Genomic DNA, 25,612 nt, shown 5'->3' on the forward strand with positions numbered 1-25,612 from the left:
TCGTGACCACCGTGGACGACACCACCCGCGCCTCCCGACCGACCGCCGCGTCGCCGCTGGCCGAGCGCATCGACGCGCTCCTCGGACAGCTGACGACCGCGGAGAAGGTCCAGCTGCTGACCGGCCGCGACTTCTGGACGACCTGGCCGGTCGAGAAGATCGGTCTCCGCCGCATCCTGATGTCCGACGGCCCGTCCGGGGTCCGCGGCGAGGTCTGGGACGAGCGCGACCCGTCGCTCAACCTGCCGTCCGCCACCGCGCTGTCGGCGAGCTGGGACCGGGCGATCGCGAAGCGCTACGGGGCAGCGGCTGCCGTGGAGGCCCGCCGGAAGGGCGTCGACGTCGTGCTCGGCCCGACCATCAACCTGCACCGGTCGCCCCTGGGCGGACGGCACTTCGAGGCGTTCAGCGAGGACCCGGTGCTCACGGGCGACCTCGCCGCGTCGTACGTCGACGGTGTGCAGGAGAACGGCGTCGCCGCGACCCCGAAGCACTACGTCGCCAACGACTACGAGACCGACCGCTTCACCGCGTCGACCGAGGTGTCGGACCGGGCGCTCCGCGAGCTGTACCTGCTCGCGTTCGAGAAGGCCGTGACCGAGGCGCACGCCTGGGCGGTCATGTCGTCCTACAACGCGATCAACGGCGTCACCGCGTCGGAGAACGACCTGCTGGAGACCCCGCTCAACTCGGAGTGGGGCTTCGACGGCATCGTCGTGTCCGACTGGACCGGTGTCCGCTCGGTGGACTCGGCGAAGGCGTCGCAGGACGTCGCGATGCCCGGCCCGAACCCGTGGTGGAGCGAGGGTCCGCTGCTCCAGGCGGTCGAGTCGGGCGAGGTCCCGGTGGCAGCGATCGACCGCAAGGTCCGCCGAATCCTGACCCTGGCCGCCCGCGTCGGTGCGCTCGAGGGCTTCGAGCCCGTCGCGGCGGAGCCCGTGCACCTCGAGGACGGTGTCGCGTTCGTCCGCGAGGCCGAAGCCGAGGGCACGGTCCTCGTCCGGAACACCGGCATCCTGCCGCTCGACGCCCCCGCCGTGGCGAGGATCGCGCTCCTGGGCCACAACGCCGACCAGGCCCGGACCCAGGGCGGCGGTTCGGCGACGGTCGTGCCGGAGCACGTGGTGACACCCATCGAGGGCATCCGGGCGGCCTTCCCGGGCGCGACGGTGGACTACGCCATCGGCGCCGTCGTGCAGGAGGGCATCGCGGAGTTCCCGCTGTCGAGCATCACGAACCCCGCGACCGGCGAGCCCGGTGCCCGGGTGGCGTTCGTCAAGGACGGCGAGGAGCTGTTCGTCGAGGACCGCCGTGCCACCGCGCTCTTCTGGTTCGGCGGCGACGCCCCGATCCGCGAGTCCGACCGACTCGACGTCACGACCACGTACACCGCCGAGACGACGGGCACCGTGCGGCTCGGCATCGGCGCCGCGGGTCGCTCCCGCATGTGGGTCGACGGCGAACTCCTGCTGGACGAGACCGTCTCGGTCGAGGGCGACCAGCTCGGCGCGGCGTTCCTCAACCCGCCGGCCCGCTCCGTGCCGGTGGCGGTCGAGGCCGGGCAGCAGCTCGCGATCCGGATCGAGCACGACATCGTGCAGGACGACGCGCTCGGCGGCGTGCTCGCCTACCAGTTCGGCACCGAGCCGAGCGACGCCGACCCCACAGTGCTCATCGAGGCAGCCGTCGCCACGGCCCGCGACGCCGACGTGGCGATCGTCGTCGTCGGCACGAACAGCAAGGTCGAGTCCGAGGGCTACGACCGCTCGTCGCTCGCACTGCCCGGCCACCAGGACGACCTGGTCCGCGCCGTCGCCGCCGTGAACCCGAACACCGTCGTCGTGGTGAACTCCGGTTCGCCGGTCGAGATGCCCTGGCGGGACGACGTCGCCGCGGTGCTCCTGACCTGGTTCGGCGGGCAGGAGTACGGCAACGCGCTCGCCGACGTGCTGACCGGCGCCGCGGAGCCCGGTGGCCGCCTGCCCACCACGTGGCCGGCCGCCCTCGCCGACGTCCCGGTCCAGGACGTCACGCCGGTCGACGGGAAGGTCGCGTACGACGAGGGTGTGCACGTCGGGTACCGCGCCTGGCTGCGCGCCGGCACCGAGCCCGCCTACCCCTTCGGACACGGCCTCGGGTACACCACCTGGACGATCGACGGGGTCTCCGCGTCGCCCACGGCGACCGAGGGTGACGCCGCGATCGTCACTGCGACCGTCGCGAACACCGGTGACCGCGCCGGGAAGCACGTCGTGCAGGTCTACGCGTCGCGTGCGCAGTCGGCGGTCGACCGTCCGGTGCGGTGGCTCGTCGGGTTCGCGCCCGTCCGGCTCGGTGCGGGGGAGTCCACCGAGGTGTCGATCGAGGTGCCGGCCCGGGCGTTCGCGCACTGGGACGGCGCCTGGCGCTACGAGCCCGGGACGTTCGAGCTGCACGTCGGCGCGTCCGTCGTCGACCTCGCGGGTTCGGCGACCCTCGAACTGGAGTGAGCCGATTTCCGCACGGGCGCGGGTTCGTTCAGTAGCATGAACCCGCGCCAGTCGGCTGGTTACCGTCGGCGCGCGCACCACCGAGGGCTCGTCGTGTGAGCGAAGCGGCCTCCTGATCCGGTCGTGGAACCCCTTCGAGTCCGGTGCGTCCAGAATGCGTCCCCGCGTCCGCGCGGGGGCGCATTCGTCGTTGTGGGGACAAAGGTCTGTGGGGGTACCTTTGCCGTCTGATCAGGGATTGTGACGACTACCTGACAATTTGTCATCCGCGGTCGTCATCATGATGACAAATCCTTCGAGAAGTGAAAGAGTGTGCTCACCATCCCGTACGGATCAGGGACGAGATGGTCATCCGGTCCGGGGCTCGTCGGACCTCACCACCCGACTCGAGCCCCGACCGGACGCCCTCGTCGTCGGCGTGGACCGCGGTCAGCCCGACCGCGGTCAGCCCAGCCGCGGGGCGATCTCCTCGGCGACGATCCGCAGGATGCGTTCGTGCGCCGCGGCGTCGCCGTTCGCCGGCAGGGTGATCACGAGCTCGTCGGTCGACTGCACGGCCGGGTCGGCGGCCAGCGCGTCGACGATCTCGTCCACGCCACCCGACACGATCCTGCTGAACCGGAAGGGCGGACCGCTCAGGGGGCGGCCCTCGTCGTCCATGCCGCTCGCGTAGCCGGTCAGGAACTCCTCGTGCACGCGGCGGTCGTGGTCGTCGAGCAGTGGGACGACGATCCTGCCCACCGCGACCTTCGGCGTGCGGCCCGGGTGCTCGCCCGCCGCCTGGAGCTCCGCGAACCGCTCCCGGTACGCGGTGAGCTGGTCCGCCTGCGCCTGCGCGAAGGGGGCGCCCGTGTCCTCGGTGTTGAGCGTCGAGCAGTGCAGGAGCAGGCCCTTCTCGGCCGTGCGGACCGCGGTGCCCGTGCTGCCGCCGCCCCACCACACGCGGTCGCACAGCCCGGGCGAGAGCGGCTGCAGCGTCAGGTCCGCGCCGGCGGGGATGCTCTCGTAGCCCTTCCCGGCGGTGCCGAGCGGCTCGCCCTGCAGGACCTCGAGCAGCCGCGCCGCGCGGGCCTCGGCCTCGTCGCGGAAGCTGCGCTCAGAGCCCCCGAACACCGGGTCGAGGATCGGCCCGTACCCGGCGATCCCGGTGCTGATGCCGAGCTGCACCCGGCCGCCGCTGAGCAGGTCGACCGTGCTGGCGTCCTCGGCGAGGCGGATCGGGTCCTCGTAGCGCATCCCGAGGACGGCGGTGCCGAAGCCGATCGTGCTGGTGCGCTGGGCGGCCGCCGCGAAGAACGTCATCGGGCTGGTCAGGAACGGCTCGAAGTGCCGTCCGCGCACCCAGCCGGTGCCGTAGCCGAGTGACTCCGCCGTCTCGAACAGGCGCAGGCCGTCCTCCAGCGCGGCTGCTGCGCCGGCGGTGCCGCCGTGGTTGGGGACGAAGGAGAGGAAGCCGAGTTCGCGCACGGCTCGAGTCTATGCGCGTGCATCCAATCGCGGCAGGGAGTCGGACGGGAGGGTCGTGGCGCGGCCGCGACGCACGCTGCGGTCCGCGTGTGCCGGACGGGAGGCGCGGCTCGTCGCTGCCCCGCGCCCTGCGGTGGGTGTCTGGCGGACGGGAGGCGCGTGGCGGGCCCGCGCCGTGCCTCCCGGCCGTCGTCCCTCCGCCTCCCGGTCACCACCCACCTGGGAGGATGGACGCATGACCGACGTCACCACCACCCCGCCGCTCCTCGCCGCCCTGCCGGCGGCGGTCGACGGCGTCGTCGACCCGGACGCGGTCTACCAGGCGTTCGCCGACTGGGCCGAGGCCGGCGGACGGCCGCTCTACCCGGCGCAGGACGAAGCACTGATCGAGCTCGTGTCCGGCGCGAACGTCGTGCTGAGCACACCGACCGGGACCGGCAAGTCCCTCGTCGCGGCCGGCGCACACTTCGCGGCGCTCGCCGAGGGGAAGCGGAGCTGGTACACGGCGCCGATCAAGGCGCTCGTCTCCGAGAAGTTCTTCCAGCTCGTCGACCTGTTCGGCGCGCAGAACGTCGGCATGGTGACCGGCGACTCGAGCGTGAACGCCGACGCGCCGATCATCTGCTGCACGGCGGAGATCCTGGCGAACACGGCGCTGCGGCAGGGCGCCGACGCCGAGGTGGACGTCGTCGTCATGGACGAGTTCCACTTCTACGGCGACCCCGACCGGGGGTGGGCGTGGCAGGTCCCGCTGCTCGTGCTCGAGCGCGCGCAGTTCCTGCTCATGTCCGCGACCCTCGGCGACGTCACGACCATCGCCGACGACCTGTCCCGCCGGACCGGGCGCCCGACCGCCCGCGTCACCGGTGTCTCGCGGCCGGTGCCGCTGTCGTACGAGTACGTGCTGACCCCGGTGCAGGAGACCGTCGAGCGGCTGCTCGAGGAAGGCAAGGCACCGGTCTACATCGTGCACTTCGCCCAGGCCGCGGCGCTCGAGCGGGCGCAGGCGCTCATGTCCGTGAAGGTGGCGTCGCGCGAGCGGCGGGACGAGATCGCCGCTGCGATCGCCGGGTTCCGGTTCAGTGCCGGGTTCGGGCAGACCCTGTCGCGGCTGATCCGGGCGGGCATCGGTGTGCACCACGCGGGCATGCTGCCGAAGTACCGGCGGCTCGTCGAGCAGCTCGCCCAGCGCGGGCTGCTGCCGGTGATCTGCGGCACCGACACCCTGGGGGTCGGGATCAACGTGCCGATCCGGTCCGTGCTGCTGACCGGCTTGACGAAGTTCGACGGTTCCCGGATGCGGCAGCTGTCCGCTCGCGAGTTCCACCAGATCGCCGGCCGCGCCGGACGTGCCGGCTACGACACCGAGGGTGACGTCGTCGCCGAGGCGCCGGAGCACGAGATCGAGAACGCCCGAGCCGTCGCCAAGGCCGGGGACGACCCGAAGAAGAAGAACAAGGTCAAGAAGAAGAAGGCACCCGAGGGCTTCGTCTCGTGGGGGCCGGCGTCGTTCGACCGGCTCATCGCCGCGGAGCCCGAACCGATGGTGTCGCGGATGCGGATCACGCACGCGATGGTGCTCGCCGTCGTCGCCCGCGGGGGAGACGCCTTCGCCGACGTCCGGTCGCTCGTGTTCGAGAACCACGAGCCGCGGTCCCGGCAGCTCGCGATGGCCCGGCGTGCCCTGTCGATCGCCCGCACGCTGATCAACGCCCGGGTGATCGAGCGGGTCGACGGGCAGTACCGGATGACCGTCGACCTGCCCGTGCACTTCGCGCTCAACCAGCCGCTGTCGCCGTTCGCGCTCGCCGCGTTCGAGCTGCTCGACCCGTCGTCGCCCACCTACGCGCTGGACATGGTGTCGATCGTCGAGGCGACCCTGGACGATCCCCGGGCGATCCTCGCGCAGCAGCAGTTCAAGGAGCGCGGCGAGGAGGTCGCCCGCATGAAGCGCGAGGGGATCGAGTACGAGGAGCGGATGGAGCTGCTCGAGGCGGTGACCTGGCCCAAGCCGCTCGACGAGCTGCTCACCGCCGCGTACGAGGCCTACGCCGCTGAGCAGCCGTGGGTGCTCGACTTCACGCTGTCACCCAAGGCCGTGGTCCGCGACGTGTACGAGCGGGCGATGACCTTCGGCGACTTCGTGCGCTTCTACCAGCTCACCCGCTCCGAGGGACTCGTGCTCCGCTACCTGTCCGACGCCTACCGGACCATGCGGCAGACCATCTCCGAGGAGCAGCGGACCCCCGAGCTCGACGACCTGATCGAGTGGCTCGGCGAGGTCGTCCGGCAGACCGACTCCTCCCTCGTCGACGAGTGGGAGGCGCTGGTCAACGGCTTCGTCGAGGAGGCCGCCGCCGAAGCAGTGTCCTCCTCCGCTGGCGAGATCGCGCCGCCGCAGCCCGCCCGGCTCACCGGCAACCCGCGGGCGTTCCGGGTGCTCGTGCGGAACGCCCTGTTCCAGCGGGTGCTGCTCGCGGCCGCGGACGACCCGACCGGACTGGGGGAACTCGACGCGACCAGCGGGTTCGACCGGTCCGCCTGGGACACCGTGCTCGAGGAGTACTACGAGGAGCACGACGCCATCGGGACCGACGGAGATGCGCGGTCGATGGCGTACCTGGTGCTGGACGAGCACGGGCCGGGTCGCACCTGGCGGGCGCGGCAGATCTTCGCCGACCCGGAGGGCGACAAGGACTTCGGGTTCTCGGCGACGATCGACCTCGACGCGTCGGACGAGGCGGGGGAAGCGGTCGTGCGCGTCACCGAGATCGGAAGGTTCGACGGGTGGGCCGAGGTCGACGTCGACTGAGGACGTCGCCCTTCGGTCTGCGGTCGTGCGGAACGTGTCGGCCGCGGACGTCGAACCGCGGTCTGCGGTCGCGCGGAACGTGTCGGCCGCGGTCCGGGTACCTTCGACGCCAGCCCCGGACACCCGGGACGGGGCGCCCACGGAAGGACCCGTCATGCGCATCGGATCGAGCATCGCCCTGATCGTCATCGGAGCGATCATCGCCTTCGCGGTCGACTACCAGGTCGCGGGCATCGACCTGCGCCTGATCGGCTACATCCTGATGGCCGCCGGCGTCGTGCTGCTCATCATCAGCCTGGCGGTCGGGTTCGGCGGGCGTCGGACCACGACCACCACACGGTCGGGCGTCGACCCGGCGTCGGGCGAGCAGATCACGCGGCAGGACCGCCGCGACGGCACCTACTGACGACGACGACGGGCCCGGGTGGAGTCATCGCCCGGGCCCGTCGTCGTCCGCCGGTCTCTGCCGTTCCGCCGGTCGTCCGGCTCGTCAGAACAGGGTCGCGGGCGGCTCGACCTGGGCGGGCTGCGGAGCGGGCGGGACGACGGTGTCCGGCCAACCCGGGCCCGTCGGGACCTCGGTGCGGTTCTGGTAGGCCGTCGCTGCGCCGCGAGCACGGACGTCGGCAGCCTCGTTCATCTCGTGACCGACGTGCCCGCGGACCCACTCGAACGTGACCTTGCGCCCCTGGAGCTCGGCGTCGAGCTCCTTGATGATCTCGACGTTCAGCACGGGCTTGCCGTCAGCCTTCCGCCAGCCCTTGCGCTTCCAGCCGGCGAGCCACTCGGTGCAGGCCTTGATCGCGTACTGGCTGTCGCACAGGATGTGGAGCGGCTCGCCGGTGTCCTTCGTCGCGCGGAGCAGCTGCAGCACGGCTGTGAGCTCTCCGATGTTGTTCGTCGCTCGGGGCCACCCGCCGGCAGCCCATCGGTCGTCGTCGACGTACCACGCCCAGCCTGCGGGGCCGGGGTTGCCGAGTGCGGAGCCGTCTGCGGCGGCGACGATGGTCACGATGTGGCCTCCTGGGTGGTGCGGGGTGCTGGTCGAGCGTAACCGACCGGCAGACCGCCCCGAGGTCAGCGCGTGGCCGGGTCGAGGTTCAGCCAGGACCCGGCGAGGACCCAGTCCTTGCCGGAGGTCGGCATCTGCGGGTTCAGCCACCGCAGCTGTTCGACCGTGATGCCGAAGCGCTCCGCGATCGTCGTCTGGTCGTCACCCTCGTTGACCCGGTAGGCGACCGGGATGCCGGTCGTCCCACGGAGGGTCTGGTCGTCGGCGTCGAACGCGTACCCGTACGCACCCGGCCGGGCCGCGCCGAGCGTGACGTGCAGGTCGGGTTCGAGATCGGGGATCGACCAGGAGAGCGTCCCGATCGCCAGCACCTTCTGGACCCACGGGCGGTCACTGTCGTCGCCGTCGGACTGGACCGGCACGAGGACCACGGTGCGCAGCCAGTCCGGATCCGCTCCCGCGTCGGACAGACTGACGGTGCCCGGGGGCTGCGCCTGCGCGTCCCACCTGGTCGTGGCCACGGCTCGGCCGTCGTAGCCGTCCCCGAACTGCGCCGTGCGCCGGAACTCCACCGACATCGGCTGCGGCTGCGTGGTGCGGTAGCCCGACAGCTGCGCGTCGAAGGTGCCGTGGTCGTTCGCGACGACCCGGACGTGGATCGACGTGTCGCCGGACTTCGACACCGCGTCCGTCTCCGCGACGACCGTGCCGGCCGGCACCGCCTGCGGCGCCGCGACGGGCTGCGCGGTGTCGCCCGTGGTGCCCGACCCGTCGACGGGGCCCTGGGTGGCGGAGGCGCTCGGCGCGGCGTGCCCGGTCGGCTTCGGCAGCGGGGCATCGTCGCCGAACAGCGAACAACCCGTCAGCAGCAGTGCGCTCGTCCCCACCAGCGCGACGACCACCGCAGCGCGTGCCCTCGTCCGACCCATCCTCAGCCCCCTTCGTCGGGACGACCGTACCCGAGCGGGAACCGGATCACGACCGTCGTGACCGAACCGGTACCAGGGGACGCGGCCTACTGTGCGGGGCATGAGCGACAGCATCCCGAACGTGCCCGGTCCGGACGAGTCCGACGACCGCGCCCGGAGCGACGAACTGCGCGACGCGGCGCACAGCGACGACGTCGACGGTGTGACGGAGCGCGAGCAGCGCGCCGCCGACACGTCCTACAGCCCGTCGAGCGAGCGGGAGACGGTCGCGTCGCAGACCCAGCAGCGAGACGACGCGGACCTGGAGGCGGACGGCATCGACCCGTCGAGGGTGGTCGCAGCCCCCGGTACCGGCGGTGCCGACGACGCGGGTGACGTCGAGCCCGAACCGGGCGACCTGCACCTGCCGTGGCAGTCGGAGGACGACCGCCGGGCATGACGACGCCGGGGCGGGGACCGATCGGTCCCCGCCCCGGCGCAGGTCGTGCCCCGTCGACTAGTCCACGTGCACAGTGATGGTCTTGACGACCGTCAGGCCTGCCGGACCGCTGACCTTGAACTCGATCGTGTGGTCACCCGTGCCGATGCCGTAGACGAAGTCGGTCGTCGTCCCTCGGGTGACGCGGTGCCCACCCTTGAACGTGCCGTCGACGAACATCAGCGCGTCGTACGACTCGGTGTACCCGGTGACCTTCGGATCGGTGAGCTGCAGCCGGACGGCGATCGAGGACACCAGGTCCGCCTGGACATCGAGGGACCCGAAGCCCGGGACGGACGGCGCACTGAATCCCGGGTCCGTCCAGCTGCTCTCGCCGGGGATCGGTGTCGCGGTGCTGTCGTCACCCGGCTGCTGCGGCTCCGGGCCGGTGAAGCCGGGGTCGGTCTCGCCGGGGTTCGGGTTCGCGACGACCGGCTGGGGTGCCGGGCCGGTGAACCCGGGGTCGGTCTCGCCGGGGTTCGGGTTCGCCACGACCGGCTGGGGTGCCGGACCGGTGAACCCGGGGTCGGTCTCGCCGGGGTTCGGGTTCGCGACGACCGGCTGCTGGACGGTGATGTTGCCGAAGAGCGTGTTGAGGTCGTCACCGCGCGTCTGCCACGAGAACGCCGGAGCCTGGCCGGAGGGCACCGGCTGGAGCTTCCAGTGCACCAGGCCGTCCTCGGGGACGGTCCCCGAGGTCTTGTGGAGCGAGTTGTGCTGGTGCAGGCTGTAGAACGCACCCGGGGTGCCCTTCACCGTGACCTCGGTGCCCGACGCGTCGGTCTTCGCGTCGACGAGCTCGATGTCCTGGGCAACGATCGCCTTGCGCGGGTTGCCCGTGATCGTGACGGTCGAGGTCTGCTCCCGTAGGGCCTCGAAGACGCGCACCTGGGCGGCGCGCTCCTCGCCTTCCTCGAGGTCGTGGACCTCGAAGGTGGAGCGGCCGGCATCGTCGAAGCGCCCGTACGCCCCGAAACTGCCGTCCTCGGCGCCCAGCGACCAGCCGAGTCCCGCGGGGCCCGCGAGGGTCACGACGGTCGTGCCGGCGGAGCGGCCCGGGGTGGTCTCGACGACCCGTACCGGCTGCTGCACCCCGAAGCCCGGGTCGACGAGGCCGGGGTTCGGGTTCGCGACGACGGGCTGGGGTGCCGGGCCGGTGAACCCGGGGTCGGTCTCGCCGGGGTTCGGGTTCGCGACGACGGGCTCCGCCGTCTCGTCACCGGGGTCGCCGGGGTTGCCGGGGTTGCCTGGGTCGCCGGGATCACCGGGGCTGCCCGGGTCGCCGGGGTCGCCCGGGTCGCCGGGCTCGTCGGGGTTGCCCGGCTCCTCCGGGTCGGTCGCCTGGTCGGTCAGGACGAAGGAGCCGTGGATGCCGTGCTCCCCGTCGCCGTTGGTCGTCCAGTACACCGTCTGGCGGTCGAACAGCGAGCGCACGTGCCCGCGGATGAGACCGTCGGCCGGGACGTCGCCCTTGTTGTCGTCCTGGTAGTCGTTGCCCTCGAGCGAGTAGGACGCGTCCGGCGTCCCCCGCACCACGTAGTCGAAGCCGTCGCCGGCCTTCTTCGAGGAGACGAGCTCGAGCGGCTTCGCGTCCACCGGCGGGCGCGGGTTGCCGATGATCTGCAGCGTCTCCACGGTCCGCTTGCCCGACCGCTCGGTCTGCACCTGCTCGGAGATCGTGTCGTAGCCCGTGCGGAGCTCGTGCGTGAAGCGACCCGACTCCGGGACCGTGCCCGACCAGTCGACCTGGTTCTTCGTGTTGCGCAGCACGTACCGGTCGCCGGGCTGCCCGGCGAAGGTCACCGCGGTGCGGTTGTGCCGGGCGCCCGGGGCGGTGTCGGCCACGGTCAGCGGCTGCGGGGCCTTGCCGTCGTCCGGGTCCTCCTCGGCGAACGACTGCACCACGGCGGGTCCCGAGGTCTTCGTCTCGCCGTCCGAGGTCACCGACGCGACGACACGGTGCTCGCCCGGCGACAGCCACGCGTTGCACCCGCCGCTGTCCGCGAAGACGTACGCCGGGACCTCGCACAGGACCTCGTGCGTCTCGGCGTCGAGGATGCGCAGGTCACCCGGGTCGGTGTTGACCGAGAAGGTCACGTTCCACTCGTCGACCTGGAAGTAGTCGGTCCCACCCTCGCTGTACGCGACGGTGCTGTTGTTCACCGTGTAGATGTACGGGTCGTGCGGGTACCAGAGCGATGCGTTCGCGACGTTGCACGACGCGAGCACCGCGGTTCCCACGAGTGCCGATCCGAGCGCGAGCTTGGCTGCGCTGCGTCGTCGGCGCTGCTTGTCCACCACGTTGTTCTCCTTGTCCGCGGCCCCCGGTGGACCGCGACCACAAGCATGACGCCGTGATATTCCGTATCCTGAATTGATCCTATGTGGTAGGTGATCGGTAGCGAGTACGGGCAGCCGTCAGGACACGCGGTCGGGGTGTGACCCGGTGCGCTGGCCGGACTCGAGTGTGGCGATCGCCGCCAGGTCCGCGTCCGACAGTGCGAAGCCGTCGACCTCGAGGTTCGACCGGATGCGCGACGGCGTGACGGACTTCGGCAGCACCACGACGCCCTGCTGCACGTTCCACCGCACGAGCACCTGTGCGACGCTGACGCCGTGGTCCTCGGCGATCCGGGTGAGCACCGGCTCGTCGACCAGGCGACCGCGGCCGAGCGGCGACCAGGCCTCGGTGACGATGTCGTGCTGCTCGTGGAACACGATCAGCTCGCGCTGCGGCAGCCACGGGTGTCGCTCGACCTGGTTCACCGCGGGCACCTCGCCGGTCTCGTCGATCACGCGCTGCAGGTGCGGCACCTGGAAGTTCGAGACGCCGATGCTCCGCGCGCGGCCCTGCTCGCGGAGCTCGACGAGCGTCCGCCACGTCTCGATGTAGCGGTCGTTCGCCGCAGCCGGCCAGTGGATCAGGTAGAGGTCGACGGCGTCGAGTCCGAGCCGCTCGAGACTGGCGTCGAACGCGCGCAGGGTCGCATCGCGCCCCTGGTGGTCGTTCCACACCTTCGTGGTCACGAACACGTCGTCGCGGTCCAGCCGGGAGGCGCGGATCGCCTTCCCGACGCCGCGTTCGTTGCCGTACATCTCGGCCGTGTCGACGTGTCGGTACCCGGCTTCGAGGGCGACGCCGGCAGCGGCCTCGGCCGCCGCGTCGTCGACCTTGTAGACGCCGAGACCGACGGCCGGGATCGCGTTGCCGTCGCGGAGGGGGATCGAGGTGACCATGCACCCATCCTGCCCAGCGAGGCGGCGGTGCGTCGCGCCTCCAGGCCGAACCTTCGCATGTCACATCAGATGTTCACAGAGGGACTGGCAGACGATGGTCGCCGCCCGGCGACCGCCGGGCCGGAACGAAGGAGACCCCATGAAGAAGACGACCGGGATCGCGACCGCCGCCGGCATCGCGCTCGCGCTGGGCGGCACGCTGCTCGCCGCTGTGCCCGCGAACGCCGCCACGCCGACGGCCGACGCGTCCACCACCGCGTCGGAGTCCATCGCCCCCGTCGGTCCGACGACGTCGTGGCGCGGTGTGTCGATCACCAAGAGCGTCGTCGAGGGTGATGAGATCGTCGTCGCGGGCAAGCTGACCGGCCTGCCGCTCGTCAACGGTGTCCGTGCCGCCGCCGGGGACGGGTACAAGACGATCGCTGCCGTCGACGCGAACGGGGAGTTCGAGATCCGCATCCCGAGCCGCGGCGACTTCGACGTGCAGGACTACTCGCTGCAGTTCGGCCGGAAGATCGCGAACACCGTGCTGCCGAACGCGGCGAGCGTGAACAACTTCGGCTGGTACGCCGTCCGCGTCTGAGTCGTCGTGCCGTCCGAGCGGGGCGGGGCCGGAGTGGTCCCGCCCCGCTCGCGTGCGGCTGCGGTGCGCGGTCAGCTGGGGAGCGTCACCGGCTCGGTGTCGGGCAGCGGGCTCGCGTCGCGGCCGCGCAGGTCGGGCAGCCAGCGCTTCGTCACGAGCGGCAGGACGACTCCCGCCGCTGCCATCACCGCACCGACGGTCATGCCGCCCGTCGGGCCGTTCGCGTCGATGAGGAACCCGGCGACGGCGGAGCCGCCAGCGGCGCCGATGAGCTGGCCGGTGCCCATCCAGCCGTAGGCCTCGGCGGTGTCGGAGAACTTCACCGTCGCCGAGACCGAGCCGAACATGACCGCGAGGGCGGGGGCGATGCCCGCGCCGGCGATCACGAGCGCCAGGCAGAGCCACCAGAAGTCGGTGCCGCCGACCGCCAGGGCGAGCCCGACGAACACGATCGACATGCGGGCCCAGAGCGTGTTCCTCGAGATCGGGCGGTGTCCCAGTGCGAGGCCGCCGGCGAGCGACCCGACCGCGAACACCGCGAGGACGATCCCGGCGTTCGGGCTGCCCTCGCCGAAGACGCTCGTGACACTCGCCTCGACCGCGGAGCACGCACCGATGAGCAGCAGTCCGGTCAGGGTCGCGACGATCACCGACGGACGCTTCAGCACGACGCCGAACGCGCGCTTCGACCGGGGGATGCGCACCCGTCCGAGCTCGGGGGAGGCGATGAACCACACGCCGCCCACGACCAGGAACGCCATGGCGACGACGATCGCCTGCACGGTGCCGACCTGCGTCGCGACGAACGTGGTGATGACCGGGCCGGCGACCCAGATGAGCTCCTGCGCGCTCGCGTCGAGCGAGAACAGCGGGGTGAGTTGCGACGAGGTCACCATCTTCGGGTAGATGGTGCGTACCGCCGGCTGCACGGGCGGGACCGCCAGACCGCCGAGGAAGCCCACGACGACGTAGCCCCACAGCGGCATCGTCGCGATCGCGATGACGACCATGCTCGCCAGGGCGACCGCGCTCGTCAGGATCAGCACCGGGCGCATGCCCCAGCTGCCCATCCAACGGCTGGTGAGCGGACCGGCGATCGCCTGGCCGATGCTCGTCGTCGCGAGGACGAGGCCCGCGGCGCCGTACGAGTGGAACACGTGCTCGACGTGCAGCAGGTAGGCGAGCGAGAGCATGCCGAACGGGAAGCGTGCGGTGAGCTGCGCTGCGATGACGCGACCGACTCCGGGGGTCTTCAGCAGGGGTCCGTAGGCGCTCACGGATCGAGCGTACCGACCGGACGGATCGTGCCGTCACCCGTCCGGGGGTGCTGTGGACGGAGTGGTCGCTCGCAGTGCCCTGTGGACGGTTCCGCGACACGCCGACGCGCCGATTCCACACATGTGGATCACGGCTGTCCACGGGTGTGGGGAAGTGTCGGTGGTGGGGCGCAGACTGGCGGAATCACGGGCTTCACCGAACTGTTCACACTGTGGAGGGCCCTGTGGAGAACTACACGGCTGTAACACTTCCTCTAGTGGTCCGTGCGGCAGTCAGCCACTAGATGTAGTGTGGAGGCATCGCAGCGGCCCCTTCCCGGACACGTCTGCGGAGCCACTTGCACCACCCGCAACACCTGGCACCAGCACCACTCCACAGCAAGCACGACACCAGCAAGAACCAGGGGAGATCATGGCCGTCACCGTCTACACCAAGCCGTCCTGCGTCCAGTGCACCGCGACGTACCGCGCGCTCGACAACAAGGGCATCCAGTACGAGGTGCTCGACGTCTCCGCCGACGAAGCAGCACTCGAGCACGTCAAGTCGCTCGGCTACATGCAGGCCCCCGTCGTCGTGACCGACGACGACCACTGGTCGGGCTTCCGTCCCGACAAGATCGCGACGCTCAGCGCCGAACTCGCGTGAGCTGCGCGGGTCCCGTCACCGGGACCCGCGCCTCCGCCGGCCCGGAGGCACTGCTCGCCTCCGACGGGCCACCCCCGATCTGCTGTCCGCACCTCTCACAAGGAGCGCGCACATGAGTCGCCTCGTCTACTTCTCGAGCGTGTCCGGCTACACGGCTCGCTTCATCGAGAAGCTCGGCCGTGACGCGGACCGCATCCCGCTCTTCCCGAACGACCCGTTCCTCCACGTGGACGAGCCGTACGTGCTCGTGCTGCCCACCTACGGTGGCGGCAACGGCCAGGGCGCGGTGCCCAAGCAGGTCATCAAGTTCCTCAACGACGAACGCAACCGTTCGCTCATCCGCGGCGTGATCGTCGGGGGGAACACGAACTTCGGCGAGGCCTACGGGCTCGCCGGGGACGTCATCGCGCAGAAGTGCGGCGTCCCGCTCCTCTACAGGTTTGAACTCTTCGGCACGCCGGACGACGTCCGCGCGGTCAACTCAGGATTGGATGCATTTTGGACGCAGCAGTTGCAGACGTCGATCTGACGTCGCCGCAGACGGGGATGGACTACCACTCCCTCAACGCGATGCTCAACCTCTACGACGCGGACGGGAACATCCAGTTCGACAAGGATCGTGAGGCCGCGAAGCAGTTCTTCCTGCAGCACGTCAACCAGAACACCGTCTTCTTCCACAACCTGAAGGAGCGGCTCGACTACCTGGTCGAGAACGAGTACTACGAGGCTGCGACGATCGAGCAGTACTCGCTCGACTTCATCCAGCAGCTCAACGACCTGGCGTACTCGAAGAAGTTCCGGTTCCAGACGTTCCTCGGCGCGTTCAAGTACTACACGAGCTACACGCTCAAGACGTTCGACGGCAAGCGCTACCTCGAGCGCTTCGAGGACCGCGTCGTGATGACCGCCCTCGGCCTGGCGCAGGGCAACGAGCAGCTCGCGATCGACCTCGTCGAGGAGATCATCGCCGGCCGTTTCCAGCCCGCGACCCCGACGTTCCTCAACACCGCGAAGGCCCAGCGCGGCGAGCTCGTCTCCTGCTTCCTCCTCCGCATCGAGGACAACATGGAGTCGATCTCGCGCGGCATCAACTCCTCGCTGCAGCTCTCGAAGCGCGGCGGCGGCGTGGCACTGCTCCTGTCGAACATCCGCGAGGCCGGCGCCCCGATCAAGCAGATCGAGAACCAGTCCTCGGGCATCATCCCCGTGATGAAGCTGCTGGAAGACTCCTTCTCCTACGCGAACCAGCTCGGTGCGCGTCAGGGTGCCGGTGCCGTCTACCTGTCGGCGCACCACCCGGACATCATGAAGTTCCTCGACACCAAGCGCGAGAACGCCGACGAGAAGATCCGCATCAAGACGCTGTCGCTCGGAGTCGTCGTGCCGGACATCACGTTCGAGCTCGCGAAGAACAACGAGGACATGTACCTGTTCTCGCCGTACGACGTCGAGAAGGTCTACGGGATGCCCTTCGGCGACGTCCCGATCTCCGAGAACTACCGCGCGATGGTCGACGACTCGCGCATCAAGAAGACGAAGATCAAGGCGCGTGACTTCTTCACGACCATCGCCGAGATCCAGTTCGAGTCGGGCTACCCGTACATTGTGTTCGAGGACACGGTGAACAAGGCCAACCCGATCAAGGGTCGGATCAACATGTCCAACCTGTGCTCGGAGATCCTGCAGGTCAACACCCCGACGACCTTCAACGAGGACCTGTCCTACAAGGAGATCGGCAAGGACATCTCCTGCAACCTCGGCTCGCTGAACATCGCGCTGACGATGGACTCACCGGACTTCGGCAAGACCATCGAGACGGCGATCCGCGGCCTGACCTCGGTCTCGCAGATGTCGCACATCTCGTCGGTCCGCTCCGTCGAGGACGGCAACGACAAGTCGCACGCCATCGGCCTCGGCCAGATGAACCTGCACGGCTACCTCGCTCGTGAGCGCGTGTTCTACGGCTCCGAAGAGGGCATCGACTTCACGAACATCTACTTCTACACGGTGCTGTTCCACGCCCTGCGCGCCTCGAACAACATCGCGATCGAGACGGGGGAGACCTTCGACGGCTTCCGCGACTCGAAGTACGCGTCGGGTGAGTTCTTCGACAAGTACACCGACCAGGCCTGGGTGCCGGCGACCGCCCGTGTCGCTTCGCTGTTCGCCGACGCGAACATCGCGATCCCGACGCAGGACGACTGGAAGGCGCTGAAGGCGTCGATCCAGGAGCACGGCATCTACAACCAGAACCTGCAGGCCGTCCCGCCGACCGGTTCGATCTCGTACATCAACCACTCCACGTCGTCGATCCACCCGATCGCGTCGAAGATCGAGATCCGCAAGGAAGGCAAGCTCGGCCGCGTCTACTACCCGGCGCCGTTCATGACGAACGACAACCTGGACTACTACCAGGACGCGTACGAGATCGGCCCGGAGAAGATCATCGACACGTACGCCGCGGCGACGCAGCACGTGGACCAGGGCCTGTCCCTGACGCTGTTCTTCAAGGACACCGCCACCACGCGCGACATCAACAAGGCCCAGATCTACGCATGGCGCAAGGGCATCAAGACGATCTACTACATCCGTCTGCGCCAGCTCGCCCTCGAGGGCACCGAGGTCGAGGGCTGCGTCAGCTGCATGCTGTAGAGCTGCTGCTCTCTTCCTGGAGGCGCGGGGCGGGCCCCGCCCCGCGCCTCCAGTCCGTCCGATCGTCCTGTCCACCACCACCATCCGGAAGAAAGCCATGACCCTCACCGACCCGGTCCACGCCACGGGCAAGTCCATCCCGCTGATCAGCGCGGTCAGTGCCATCAACTGGAACCGCATCCAGGACGACAAGGACGTCGAGGTCTGGAACCGTCTGGTCAACAACTTCTGGCTGCCCGAGAAGGTGCCGCTGTCGAACGACGTGCAGTCGTGGAACACGCTCACGCCCGAGGAGCAGCAGCTCACCATGCGGGTCTTCACCGGCCTGACGCTGCTCGACACCATCCAGGGCACCGTCGGCGCGATCAGCCTGATCCCCGACGCGATCACCCCGCACGAAGAGGCCGTCTACACGAACATCGCGTTCATGGAGTCGGTGCACGCGAAGAGCTACTCGTCGATCTTCTCGACGCTCGCTTCGACGCCCGAGATCGACGACGCCTTCCGCTGGTCCACGGAGAACCCGAACCTGCAGAAGAAGGCCCAGATCGTCCTCGATTACTACACCGGCGACGACCCCCTGAAGCGCAAGGTCGCCTCGACGCTGCTCGAGTCGTTCCTGTTCTACTCCGGCTTCTACCTGCCGATGTACTGGTCCTCGCGCGCCAAGCTCACCAACACCGCCGACCTGATCCGCCTGATCATCCGCGACGAAGCCGTCCACGGGTACTACATCGGGTACAAGTTCCAGAAGGGCCTCGAGGGCGCTTCCGAGGAGCGCAAGCAGGAGATCAAGGACTACACGTTCAGCCTGCTGTTCGAGCTCTACGAGAACGAGGTGCAGTACACGCAGGACCTCTACGACGGCGTCGGGCTGACCGAGGACGTCAAGAAGTTCCTGCACTACAACGCCAACAAGGCGCTGATGAACCTGGGCTACGAGCCGATGTTCCCCAAGGAGACGACGGACGTGAACCCGGCGATCCTGTCGGCGCTGTCGCCGAACGCGGACGAGAACCACGACTTCTTCTCGGGGTCGGGCTCGTCGTACGTCATCGGCAAGGCCGTCGTGACGGAGGACGAGGACTGGGACTTCTGATCCTGGTCTGACTCGTGTGGGAACGCCCCGTCGGCTACGGCCGACGGGGCGTTCTTTTTGGCCACTGGAAGTGATGGTAGCTAGTGTGAGTCACACTGGCATCACAGGCAACTGACGTTTAGCCGGATAAAATCTTCGATGGGTGGGGACGATGACATTTAGCAGTGCGCCCGATGGCGCGGTCATGGCGGCCGACGATCAGGAAGTCATAAAGTCACAAACAAACGGATCCAGTTCGGCTGTGGAGCAGTCGGAAGAGCCGCCAATGGGCATCAGCCAGCTTGCGGTGAAGAATTTCCGGCTGCTTCACGACGCGCGGGTTCATCTCGATGAGATAAGCACCGTGCTTGTTGGTAAAAATAACACCGGCAAAACGACGCTGACCGAGATCGTGAAACGTTTCCTCGATGAGAAACCCCTGAAACTCGAACTTGCGGATTTCTCGAGTAGATGCTATGCCGAGTTTCACGAGGCTTGGAAAGCATATACGGATGACGGCGACGAGCTGCGAGCGCTCGAACTTGTTCCGGAGGTGGCTCTCCGTCTCGGGATTAAATACTCGAAGGAGCTTGACGCTTACGGACCGCTCAGCCCGTTCATTGTGGACCTCGATCCTGGGTGCTTCGAAGCAGTCATCGTCTTCCGCTATAAGTTGCGCGCAGGATCGATTTCCAACTTGTTCGCGGGCGTGTCACCAGCGGATGGTGAGTCAGCCGTCAGTACCCGTCGTCTTCTCCAAGTGCTCGGGCCACGAATTGCGGAGTATTACGAGCGGGTGATCTCTGCGGAGGATCCCGCAGACCCCTCGAATACTCGTACCGTCAGCATTCAGGATGCCCGAGCGCTGATTCAGGTTCATACCCTCGAAGCGCAGAGGGGTCTTGACGACGAAAAAGAGCGACCGAATGATTTGATAGGCAAGGTGTTCCAACGGCTCTTTGAGTCAGCGAATCGTGATCCGGCGGGGGGTTTCCAGAAAGCCGCTGTTGACGAGTTGAATGAGGCGGTTGCCGAGTTCGAGAAGTCGCTGGGCGCGAAGGTCGGATCGATGATGAAGAACATCGCGCCGGCTCTGCTCCAGTTTGGCTACCCAGGGCTTCAAGATCCAGGGATAGAGTCGTTCGCGAAGCTCAGTGTGGAGAAGGTTTTGGGAAGCCACACTTACGTCCGGTACGCCGGAGTCGAGGGTGTCCCGCTCCCCGAGTCCTACAGTGGGCTTGGATCGCGAAACCTGATCTTGATCCTTCTCACACTCCTGAGCTTCTACCGCGAGTTTATCTCAACAGATGGCGATCCCAGGCTGCACCTGATCTTTGTCGAGGAACCGGAGGCTCATCTCCATCCGCAGATGCAGGAAGTCTTCATTGCACAGCTCGCGGCCATTCGAACCCTCTTCCCGAACTTGGACGGGCGACCAGGCGTCTGGAACCCACAATTTGTCGTCTCAACTCACTCGCCGCACGTCGCGAATCGAGCCGAGCTCTCAGCAATCAGGTACTTCAAGTCAAGTCGGGAAAAGTCAACACCAGAACTTATTTCCTCGACGGTCAAGGATTTGAGTCGCGCGAAGAACATGGATGCGAATTTCTTGCATCAGTATCTCACAGTGACGCGTTCCGATCTTTTCTTCGCAGATAAGGCTATCCTTGTCGAGGGTACGACCGAGCGGCTGATGGTGCCTGCGGTGATCAAGGCGCAAGTCGACGAACTGAGTCGTCAGTACGTCACAATGATGGAAGTCGGTGGCGCGTATGCTCATAAGTTCTTTCCACTCCTCGACTTCATTGACCTTCCGGTTCTGATAGTCACGGATTTAGATAGTGTTGCTCCGACGGGGGCCAAGGGTGCTCTGCAGAAGTGTGTGGTGAGCAAAGCGTCCGGCACGACCAACGCCACGATCAAGGACTGGTATCCGGAGAAGGAAGATCAGAGGCCGTCCAGCTTGATTGCCGCTTATTCGAAGGGTTCGAACGTACGTGGGGCTAGGTGCCTCGCACACCAGGTGCCGGAAACTGAAGGTGGTCCGTGCGGACGAACCTTCGAGGACGCTTTCATCCTTGCCAATCCGGCCCTCTTTAAGTTGAGTGCTAGCGGCAGCCCAGAGGTGATGGAAGAGTCTGCGAAGAAGCTAGCGGATGCGCAGAAAAAGAGCGAGTTTGCTCTCCGTTTTGCAATCACCGAGAATTCTTGGGTCGCTCCAAAGTATCTGCTCGACGGGCTGAGGTGGCTCGCCAACAAAGAAGACATTCGCACAGAAAACTCGAAGTCGTCGGGAGCGGAGAATGGATAAGGCGCTTCAGGCATCGGCGGAATCGGAGTCACAATCCGCCTTCGCGCAAATCGTCGATGCCTTGCAGCAGAAAAAGTCCTTCAAGCTCGAAGCTGGCGCAGGAGCCGGAAAGACCTTTTCGCTAGTTCAGGCGCTGGATCGCATCCTGGGTGACAGGCAGGCCTTCTTGCCCTTGCCCTATCAGAGAGTGGCCTGTCTCACATACACAAATGTCGCTCGTGATGAGATTAGGGCCCGAGTGGGCGTCGACAGTGCGATCCTCGTTGACACTCTCCATGGATTTCTGTGGGAGATGATTGCTCCTTTCCAGAAGCCGATGTTGGAGCGCCTGAGGTCCCTGGGTCGAGTTCAGTTCGATGAGGTAGACGCCGGGGATATTGTCGCTGTTGAATACACTTTAGGTATTCCGTCGGTTCGGGATAAGGTTGCCAGTTTGCATCACGAAGATGTGCCTTCTCTGGCGGCGGAATTGTTTCGCGAACAGAAATTTGTGAAAGTCATTGCCGATCGCTTTCCGGTAGTGTTTGTAGATGAGTACCAGGACACGCCGGCAGGATTTTTAGAGGCAGCTCTCGTGGGGTTCGACGGTCTTGATCGTCCACCCATAGTGGGTCTGTTCGGCGACGCTTGGCAGCAGATTTACGATGACACTTGTGGATCTATCGAGCGTCAAGGGCTCTCTGCGATCCCGAAGAAGGCGAATTTTCGATCGGATCGTGCCGTCGTCGATTTGCTGAACAAGCTTCGGCCGTCTCTGCCACAGGCCCCGAGTGACAAAGCCATGGATGGCTCGGTGACGATCTTCCACACCAATCATTGGGTGGGTGAGCGTCAAAAGGGGCAGTGGAAGGGGCAGATCTCCGAGGAGGCCACTTCCGAGTCGCTCGCTCAGGTCCGTGAGTGGTTAGTGGAGAACGGCATGATTGACGGACTCGACGATGTGAAAATATTGATGCTCACGCATTCGAGTATCGGTAACGAACTCGGTTACCCCTCTCTATCACGCGTATTCCGTTACAATGACTCATTCATCAAGAAGCAGGATCCAACCATCGAGTTCTTCTCCGACTCGCTCGAGCCGGCTTTGGAGGCGTATGAACAGCGTCGTTTCGGACTCATGTTCTCGCGGCTCGGAGGTAGGATGCCCTTGCTTCGGAGTGCAGGAGACAAGCTCCGATGGGCTGCGGGGCTGTCGTCGCTGACGGCGGTCTGTGGGACTGGAACAGTCGGCGATGTTCTTGACGCGATTCAGGACGTCAAATTATTCTCCCTGCCATCGCGCGTTGCCTCTAGGGAGGCGGACTCGAGGCGTGCTGCAGATGTGGCGGACCCGCGACGTCTGGTCGAACATCGGAAGCTGCGGGATGTCTCCTACTCCGAGATACGAGCACTGAGGTCCTATCTCGCGGAACAATCCGTTTTCTCAACAAAGCATTCCGTCAAAGGTGCTGAGTTCGATAACGTGCTGGTCGTGGTCGGACGCGGCTGGTCAAAGTACGACTTCGGGAAGATGCTCGCAGCCGACCCGGACGCTCATATGAACGAGAAGGAACGTGCGAGCTACGAGCGAGCGCGAAACCTCTTCTACGTGGCCTGTTCCAGGGCGAAGAAAAATCTTGTATTGTTATTCGTGCAGGAGTTGGACGCTCCGGCCGAAGCGCGGCTTCACGAATTCGTCGGGCAAAATAACATCCACGAGGTCAAGTTCTCATAATGAATGAGGAGGTCAGGTGCGCTTGGTGTCGTCGAGTCGATGTAGGTTCTTGATTATACGGACCGCATAGCCGCGGGCATTGGTCCGAGCGTGACCGCTTCGCCGAACTCGTCGCGCAGCGCGTCGAGCGCCTGCTGCCGCCGGCCGGTGACGAAGACGTGGGCTCCTTCTGCGACGAAGCGGCGCACGACCGCAAGTCCGATGCCCGACGTCCCGCCCGTGACGAGTGCGGTCCTGTCCTGCAATGCTCCGACCATGATTCCTCCTGGGATTTTGTTGACTGCTTGGTCTAGAACGGTGCGCTGTGCTTGACTGATCAGTCAACAACGACTTCCGAGGAGGCCGCATTCCCCGACCGCGCAAGTGCGACGAGGCCGAGGTGGTAGGGCGCGCCCGGCGCACGTTTGCGGAGTCCGGGTTCGACGGCAGGTCGCTCGACGACCTGCTCGCGGCGACGGCGCTCGGTCGGCAGAGCCTGTACAACACGTTCGGCGGCAAGAAGGAACTCTTCATGCGCGCGTTCCTCAGCGACACCGCCGACGCCGTCGAGGTCGTGCAGTCCGTCCTGCGGAGCGCCGAGCACCCGATCGCGCGGATCCGGACGCAGCTGGTCTCCGCTGCGGTCGAGCACGGGGCGGCGCAGGGTCGGCCGTCACTGCTGCTCCGAGCGGCGGTGGAGCTGTCGGCCCGTGACCCCGAGGCGGCCGCCACCGTGACCGAGGCGTTCGACACCATCCGTGCTGGCTACACGGCCTGCATCGTGGATGCGCAGGCAGCTGGCGAGGTCGAGATCGACGCCGACGCCGAGGTGCTCGGCACCTACTCCTGCGCGGTCATCGAGGGCATGGGGGCGATCGGACGCGTCGGCACCTCACGAGCGGCACTCCTGCAGGTGGGGATCGCGAGCCTCGCGGCGCTGCCGATCACCCCGCTGGGCGCAGCGCACCTCGGGACCGCGGACGGTCCCTGGGACTGAGCGTCGCCCTGTCCCAGGGCGATCCCGCGCTGACGCAAGCGGCGGGGCGGGCCGCCGCCGCGCCTCCAGTCCGGGTCTGGAGGCGCGCCTTTCCGCGGGCGCGTCTGCGCCCGCCCGTCACGTGGTTGCGTGCTGGACCGCCGACGCGAGCGACCCGTAGACCAGGAGTGCGATCACGGCGCCGGGGATCATCGCGATGATCGCGACGGGGACGGCCCACAGCTGGTGCACCCAGGGGTGACCACCAGGCTTCGTGGCCGCCATCACCGCGAACGAGGACGCGGACACCAGCACTGCCCATGCCGCCGTCATGGTGACGACCGCCACGGCGTGGGCGCCGGTGCCGACCAGCGGGGAGGACGAGTGGGAGGAAGAACATCGCCGCCGCGACGATGAACCCGGTCCGGGCCGTGACCCGGAAGGCCTTGCGGCGGCTGTTCATTTCGCCGATCGTGCGCTGGTCGTCCACAGGGCGCCTTCGATCAGGACACTTGGCTGAGGAGGGCGACCAGGGAGCCGAAGCCGACGAGTTCCGCGGCGCTCAGGGCGGCCCCGACGACGCCGATCACAGCGCCGCGGGTGGCGTCCCGCCGCTGCCGCTGCCGCTTTCGTTCACGGACGCCGGCGACGACGGCGCAGATGCCGCAGACGACGGCGGTGAGGACCCAGAGTTGCAGCAACACCACGGCGTAGGCCGTGAAGGCGGTGTGCAGCAGGACGTACAGGACCACGCTGACGGCGATCACGGCTGGTCCGGACACCGCGAGCCACCCCAGCTGCCATGCCGTCGATCGTTCCCGGACGTCGTCGCTCATCCGTCCCCCCTCGTGTTCCCCTGCAGGTCAGGGTACTGGCGTCGAGCGGAAGAACCGTTGTCTGGTCCGTGCTGGCCGACCCACGCGCAGCTTCAGCGGACGTGCTCCCACGACGACAGCGCCGTCCAGTCCTGCGCGTCGAAGGTGAAGGTACTGCCCATCGCAGCTTGATCGAGTGCGCGGCTGATGCGCTCGCGTCGGAGGCTCGCCAGCAGGAGCGCGCCGACCCCGCCGTGGGCGACGAACGCGACGCTCTGATCGGGGGTCTCTGCCGCGATGCGTCGGACCGCGCGCTCGACGCGGCTCTGGGCATCGACCGCTCGTTCCCAGCCGCGGACGGACCGCTGCGGTTCGGCGAAGAACGCGTCGACGGTCGGTTCGAACTCGCTCGGGTCGAGGTAGCCGGTCGCGCTGCGGTCCATCTCACCGAGGTCCTCGTCGACCTCGAACTCCGTGCCCCACTGCCCGGCGATGACCCCAGCGGTGTCCAGCGCCTTCCGCTCGCTGCTGCTGACGATGCGGAGGGGGTGGGGGAACAGCGCCGCGACGCGTGCTGCACGGTCACGTCCGGCCGGTGACAGGCCCCAGTCCTGGATCCGGACGGCTGGGTCGACGATCACCTCGGGATGGGACACCCACGTGCACAGCATCATCCGACCGTACCGGCGTCGTCAGTGTTCCTCCCGTTCGAGACGGGCGACGGGGTCGCGGGGGAGCCATCGGGGTGAGAACCGTCGCCTCCAGCCTCGGGCAACGCTCGTCGTACGGCGCGGTGGGCGGCCGGGATGGACAGGAGTGCTCCACCGACGAGGAGACCAGCGGCGACGAGGACGGCGGCAGGAGTGTGGAGTGCTGGGACTCCGATGCTGATCGCGCACCACGCCGTCACGAGGAGGCCGGAGATGATCGTCGGGCGCAGCGCTGCACGATGGCCGATCCGCCAGGCCGCCTCGCTCGACATCGTGACCGACGTCCGGACGCCGGCGAGGCTGTTCCGTGGCAGGGAGCCGTTGGCGGCCCGCCACGTCAGCCACGTGACCAGCGCAGCCGCCCCGATCTCGAGGGCCATCGGGAACACCACCGCACCGTCCATGCCGACGACGCTAACGCCCCCCGGCGGAGAGCGGCGAAGGATC

The 25,612-nt window shown here is 67.6% G+C and carries 23 protein-coding genes; 12 read left to right on the plus strand and 11 right to left on the minus strand.

Going from position 1 to position 25,612, the window contains the following annotated elements:
- Positions 1-2 precede the first annotated feature (2 nt).
- Positions 3-2,489 carry a beta-glucosidase family protein gene (locus QUG98_RS03300; protein WP_289469208.1) on the plus strand — a complete coding sequence of 829 codons (2,487 nt, stop codon included), beginning with the start codon at positions 3-5 and terminating at the stop codon, positions 2,487-2,489.
- 444 nt (positions 2,490-2,933) lie between these two features.
- On the opposite strand, the gene QUG98_RS03305 is transcribed toward QUG98_RS03300, so the two are convergent.
- The gene (locus QUG98_RS03305; RefSeq protein WP_289469209.1) at positions 2,934-3,956 is read right to left on the minus strand and encodes an LLM class flavin-dependent oxidoreductase; all 1,023 of its coding nucleotides are present in this window, start codon (positions 3,954-3,956) and stop codon (positions 2,934-2,936) included.
- A gap of 235 nt (positions 3,957-4,191) precedes the next feature.
- Between QUG98_RS03305 and QUG98_RS03310 the strand changes: the two genes are divergently transcribed.
- Both QUG98_RS03310 and QUG98_RS03315 read left to right on the plus strand, forming a co-directional pair.
- A complete protein-coding gene (locus tag QUG98_RS03310) occupies positions 4,192-6,768 on the plus strand; it encodes a DEAD/DEAH box helicase (protein WP_289469210.1) in 2,577 nt (858 codons plus the stop codon).
- 154 nt (positions 6,769-6,922) lie between these two features.
- Entirely contained in the window at positions 6,923-7,174 is a 252-nt protein-coding gene (locus QUG98_RS03315; RefSeq protein ID WP_289469211.1) for a DUF6458 family protein, read from the plus strand.
- An 84-nt stretch (positions 7,175-7,258) separates the two neighbouring features.
- On the opposite strand, the gene QUG98_RS03320 is transcribed toward QUG98_RS03315, so the two are convergent.
- Both QUG98_RS03320 and QUG98_RS03325 read right to left on the minus strand, forming a co-directional pair.
- On the minus strand, positions 7,259-7,780 hold the full coding sequence (locus QUG98_RS03320; RefSeq protein WP_353067820.1) for a ribonuclease H family protein: 522 nt from the start codon (positions 7,778-7,780) through the stop codon (positions 7,259-7,261).
- A 65-nt stretch (positions 7,781-7,845) separates the two neighbouring features.
- Positions 7,846-8,709: a LysM peptidoglycan-binding domain-containing protein gene (locus tag QUG98_RS03325; RefSeq protein WP_289469212.1), complete on the minus strand. Its 864-nt coding sequence runs from the start codon at positions 8,707-8,709 to the stop codon at positions 7,846-7,848.
- Positions 8,710-8,809: 100 nt separating this feature from the next.
- On the opposite strand from QUG98_RS03325, the gene QUG98_RS03330 reads away from it, so the two are divergent.
- Positions 8,810-9,148, plus strand: a complete 339-nt coding sequence (locus tag QUG98_RS03330) for a hypothetical protein (RefSeq protein WP_289469213.1) — start codon at positions 8,810-8,812, stop codon at positions 9,146-9,148.
- 57 nt (positions 9,149-9,205) lie between these two features.
- Here the strand turns inward: QUG98_RS03330 and QUG98_RS03335 are convergent, their stop codons facing one another.
- Both QUG98_RS03335 and QUG98_RS03340 read right to left on the minus strand, forming a co-directional pair.
- On the minus strand, positions 9,206-11,488 hold the full coding sequence (locus QUG98_RS03335; RefSeq protein WP_289469214.1) for a hypothetical protein: 2,283 nt from the start codon (positions 11,486-11,488) through the stop codon (positions 9,206-9,208).
- A gap of 117 nt (positions 11,489-11,605) precedes the next feature.
- Positions 11,606-12,424 (minus strand): aldo/keto reductase, encoded by an 819-nt coding sequence (locus tag QUG98_RS03340; protein WP_289469215.1) that lies wholly within the window; start codon positions 12,422-12,424, stop codon positions 11,606-11,608.
- A gap of 139 nt (positions 12,425-12,563) precedes the next feature.
- Between QUG98_RS03340 and QUG98_RS03345 the strand changes: the two genes are divergently transcribed.
- Entirely contained in the window at positions 12,564-13,007 is a 444-nt protein-coding gene (locus tag QUG98_RS03345; RefSeq protein ID WP_289469216.1) for a hypothetical protein, read from the plus strand.
- Between the two features lie 71 nt (positions 13,008-13,078).
- Here the strand turns inward: QUG98_RS03345 and QUG98_RS03350 are convergent, their stop codons facing one another.
- Complete coding sequence (locus QUG98_RS03350) at positions 13,079-14,284, minus strand: MFS transporter (RefSeq protein WP_289469217.1); 1,206 nt, start codon at positions 14,282-14,284, stop codon at positions 13,079-13,081.
- Between the two features lie 412 nt (positions 14,285-14,696).
- Here QUG98_RS03350 and nrdH point away from each other — a divergent pair, with 412 nt between their 5' ends.
- The 6 genes from nrdH to QUG98_RS03380 all read left to right on the plus strand — a co-directional run bounded on the left by nrdH (position 14,697) and on the right by QUG98_RS03380 (position 22,685).
- Positions 14,697-14,930, plus strand: a complete 234-nt coding sequence (gene nrdH, locus QUG98_RS03355; RefSeq protein WP_058727719.1) for a glutaredoxin-like protein NrdH — start codon at positions 14,697-14,699, stop codon at positions 14,928-14,930.
- Positions 14,931-15,042: 112 nt separating this feature from the next.
- On the plus strand, positions 15,043-15,459 hold the full coding sequence (gene nrdI, locus QUG98_RS03360; RefSeq protein ID WP_289469218.1) for a class Ib ribonucleoside-diphosphate reductase assembly flavoprotein NrdI: 417 nt from the start codon (positions 15,043-15,045) through the stop codon (positions 15,457-15,459).
- Between the two features lie 17 nt (positions 15,460-15,476).
- A complete protein-coding gene (nrdE, locus tag QUG98_RS03365) occupies positions 15,477-17,582 on the plus strand; it encodes a class 1b ribonucleoside-diphosphate reductase subunit alpha (RefSeq protein WP_289469219.1) in 2,106 nt (701 codons plus the stop codon).
- 97 nt (positions 17,583-17,679) lie between these two features.
- Positions 17,680-18,681, plus strand: a complete 1,002-nt coding sequence (gene nrdF, locus QUG98_RS03370; protein ID WP_058727722.1) for a class 1b ribonucleoside-diphosphate reductase subunit beta — start codon at positions 17,680-17,682, stop codon at positions 18,679-18,681.
- A 151-nt stretch (positions 18,682-18,832) separates the two neighbouring features.
- Positions 18,833-20,971 (plus strand): ATP-dependent nuclease, encoded by a 2,139-nt coding sequence (locus tag QUG98_RS03375; protein ID WP_289469566.1) that lies wholly within the window; start codon positions 18,833-18,835, stop codon positions 20,969-20,971.
- A complete protein-coding gene (locus QUG98_RS03380) occupies positions 20,964-22,685 on the plus strand; it encodes a UvrD-helicase domain-containing protein (RefSeq protein WP_289469220.1) in 1,722 nt (573 codons plus the stop codon). Before QUG98_RS03375 ends, QUG98_RS03380 begins: the two co-directional genes overlap by 8 nt.
- A 53-nt stretch (positions 22,686-22,738) precedes the next feature.
- Here QUG98_RS03380 and QUG98_RS03385 read toward each other — a convergent pair whose 3' ends face one another.
- Positions 22,739-22,942, minus strand: coding sequence for an SDR family NAD(P)-dependent oxidoreductase (locus tag QUG98_RS03385; protein ID WP_289469221.1), 204 nt, complete (start codon positions 22,940-22,942; stop codon positions 22,739-22,741).
- A 122-nt stretch (positions 22,943-23,064) separates the two neighbouring features.
- Here QUG98_RS03385 and QUG98_RS03390 point away from each other — a divergent pair, with 122 nt between their 5' ends.
- Entirely contained in the window at positions 23,065-23,661 is a 597-nt protein-coding gene (locus QUG98_RS03390; protein WP_289469222.1) for a TetR/AcrR family transcriptional regulator, read from the plus strand.
- A gap of 117 nt (positions 23,662-23,778) precedes the next feature.
- Here QUG98_RS03390 and QUG98_RS03395 read toward each other — a convergent pair whose 3' ends face one another.
- From QUG98_RS03395 to QUG98_RS03410, 4 genes are all read right to left on the minus strand, one after another.
- Positions 23,779-23,988 carry a hypothetical protein gene (locus QUG98_RS03395; protein ID WP_289469223.1) on the minus strand — a complete coding sequence of 70 codons (210 nt, stop codon included), beginning with the start codon at positions 23,986-23,988 and terminating at the stop codon, positions 23,779-23,781.
- Between the two features lie 155 nt (positions 23,989-24,143).
- Entirely contained in the window at positions 24,144-24,476 is a 333-nt protein-coding gene (locus tag QUG98_RS03400; protein WP_289469224.1) for a hypothetical protein, read from the minus strand.
- A gap of 92 nt (positions 24,477-24,568) precedes the next feature.
- Positions 24,569-25,096 (minus strand): histidine phosphatase family protein, encoded by a 528-nt coding sequence (locus QUG98_RS03405; protein ID WP_289469225.1) that lies wholly within the window; start codon positions 25,094-25,096, stop codon positions 24,569-24,571.
- A 29-nt stretch (positions 25,097-25,125) separates the two neighbouring features.
- Entirely contained in the window at positions 25,126-25,569 is a 444-nt protein-coding gene (locus QUG98_RS03410) for an SdpI family protein (protein WP_289469226.1), read from the minus strand.
- Positions 25,570-25,612: the final 43 nt, after the last annotated feature.

Origin of the sequence: Curtobacterium subtropicum, from assembly GCF_030362975.1 — a bacterium.
In the GTDB taxonomy this organism is placed as follows: domain Bacteria; phylum Actinomycetota; class Actinomycetes; order Actinomycetales; family Microbacteriaceae; genus Curtobacterium; species Curtobacterium subtropicum.

Coding starts and splice junctions, on each gene's coding strand:
- nrdE (WP_289469219.1), top strand. CDS start 15,477: ATGGACTACCACTCCCTCAACGCGATGCTCAACCTCTACGACGCGGAC.
- QUG98_RS03310 (WP_289469210.1), top strand. CDS start 4,192: ATGACCGACGTCACCACCACCCCGCCGCTCCTCGCCGCCCTGCCGGCG.
- QUG98_RS03345 (WP_289469216.1), top strand. CDS start 12,564: ATGAAGAAGACGACCGGGATCGCGACCGCCGCCGGCATCGCGCTCGCG.
- QUG98_RS03375 (WP_289469566.1), top strand. CDS start 18,833: ATGACATTTAGCAGTGCGCCCGATGGCGCGGTCATGGCGGCCGACGAT.
- QUG98_RS03325 (WP_289469212.1), bottom strand. CDS start 8,709: ATGGGTCGGACGAGGGCACGCGCTGCGGTGGTCGTCGCGCTGGTGGGG.
- QUG98_RS03385 (WP_289469221.1), bottom strand. CDS start 22,942: ATGGTCGGAGCATTGCAGGACAGGACCGCACTCGTCACGGGCGGGACG.
- QUG98_RS03400 (WP_289469224.1), bottom strand. CDS start 24,476: ATGAGCGACGACGTCCGGGAACGATCGACGGCATGGCAGCTGGGGTGG.
- nrdF (WP_058727722.1), top strand. CDS start 17,680: ATGACCCTCACCGACCCGGTCCACGCCACGGGCAAGTCCATCCCGCTG.
- QUG98_RS03315 (WP_289469211.1), top strand. CDS start 6,923: ATGCGCATCGGATCGAGCATCGCCCTGATCGTCATCGGAGCGATCATC.
- nrdI (WP_289469218.1), top strand. CDS start 15,043: ATGAGTCGCCTCGTCTACTTCTCGAGCGTGTCCGGCTACACGGCTCGC.
- QUG98_RS03380 (WP_289469220.1), top strand. CDS start 20,964: ATGGATAAGGCGCTTCAGGCATCGGCGGAATCGGAGTCACAATCCGCC.
- nrdH (WP_058727719.1), top strand. CDS start 14,697: ATGGCCGTCACCGTCTACACCAAGCCGTCCTGCGTCCAGTGCACCGCG.
- QUG98_RS03410 (WP_289469226.1), bottom strand. CDS start 25,569: ATGGACGGTGCGGTGGTGTTCCCGATGGCCCTCGAGATCGGGGCGGCT.
- QUG98_RS03330 (WP_289469213.1), top strand. CDS start 8,810: ATGAGCGACAGCATCCCGAACGTGCCCGGTCCGGACGAGTCCGACGAC.
- QUG98_RS03340 (WP_289469215.1), bottom strand. CDS start 12,424: ATGGTCACCTCGATCCCCCTCCGCGACGGCAACGCGATCCCGGCCGTC.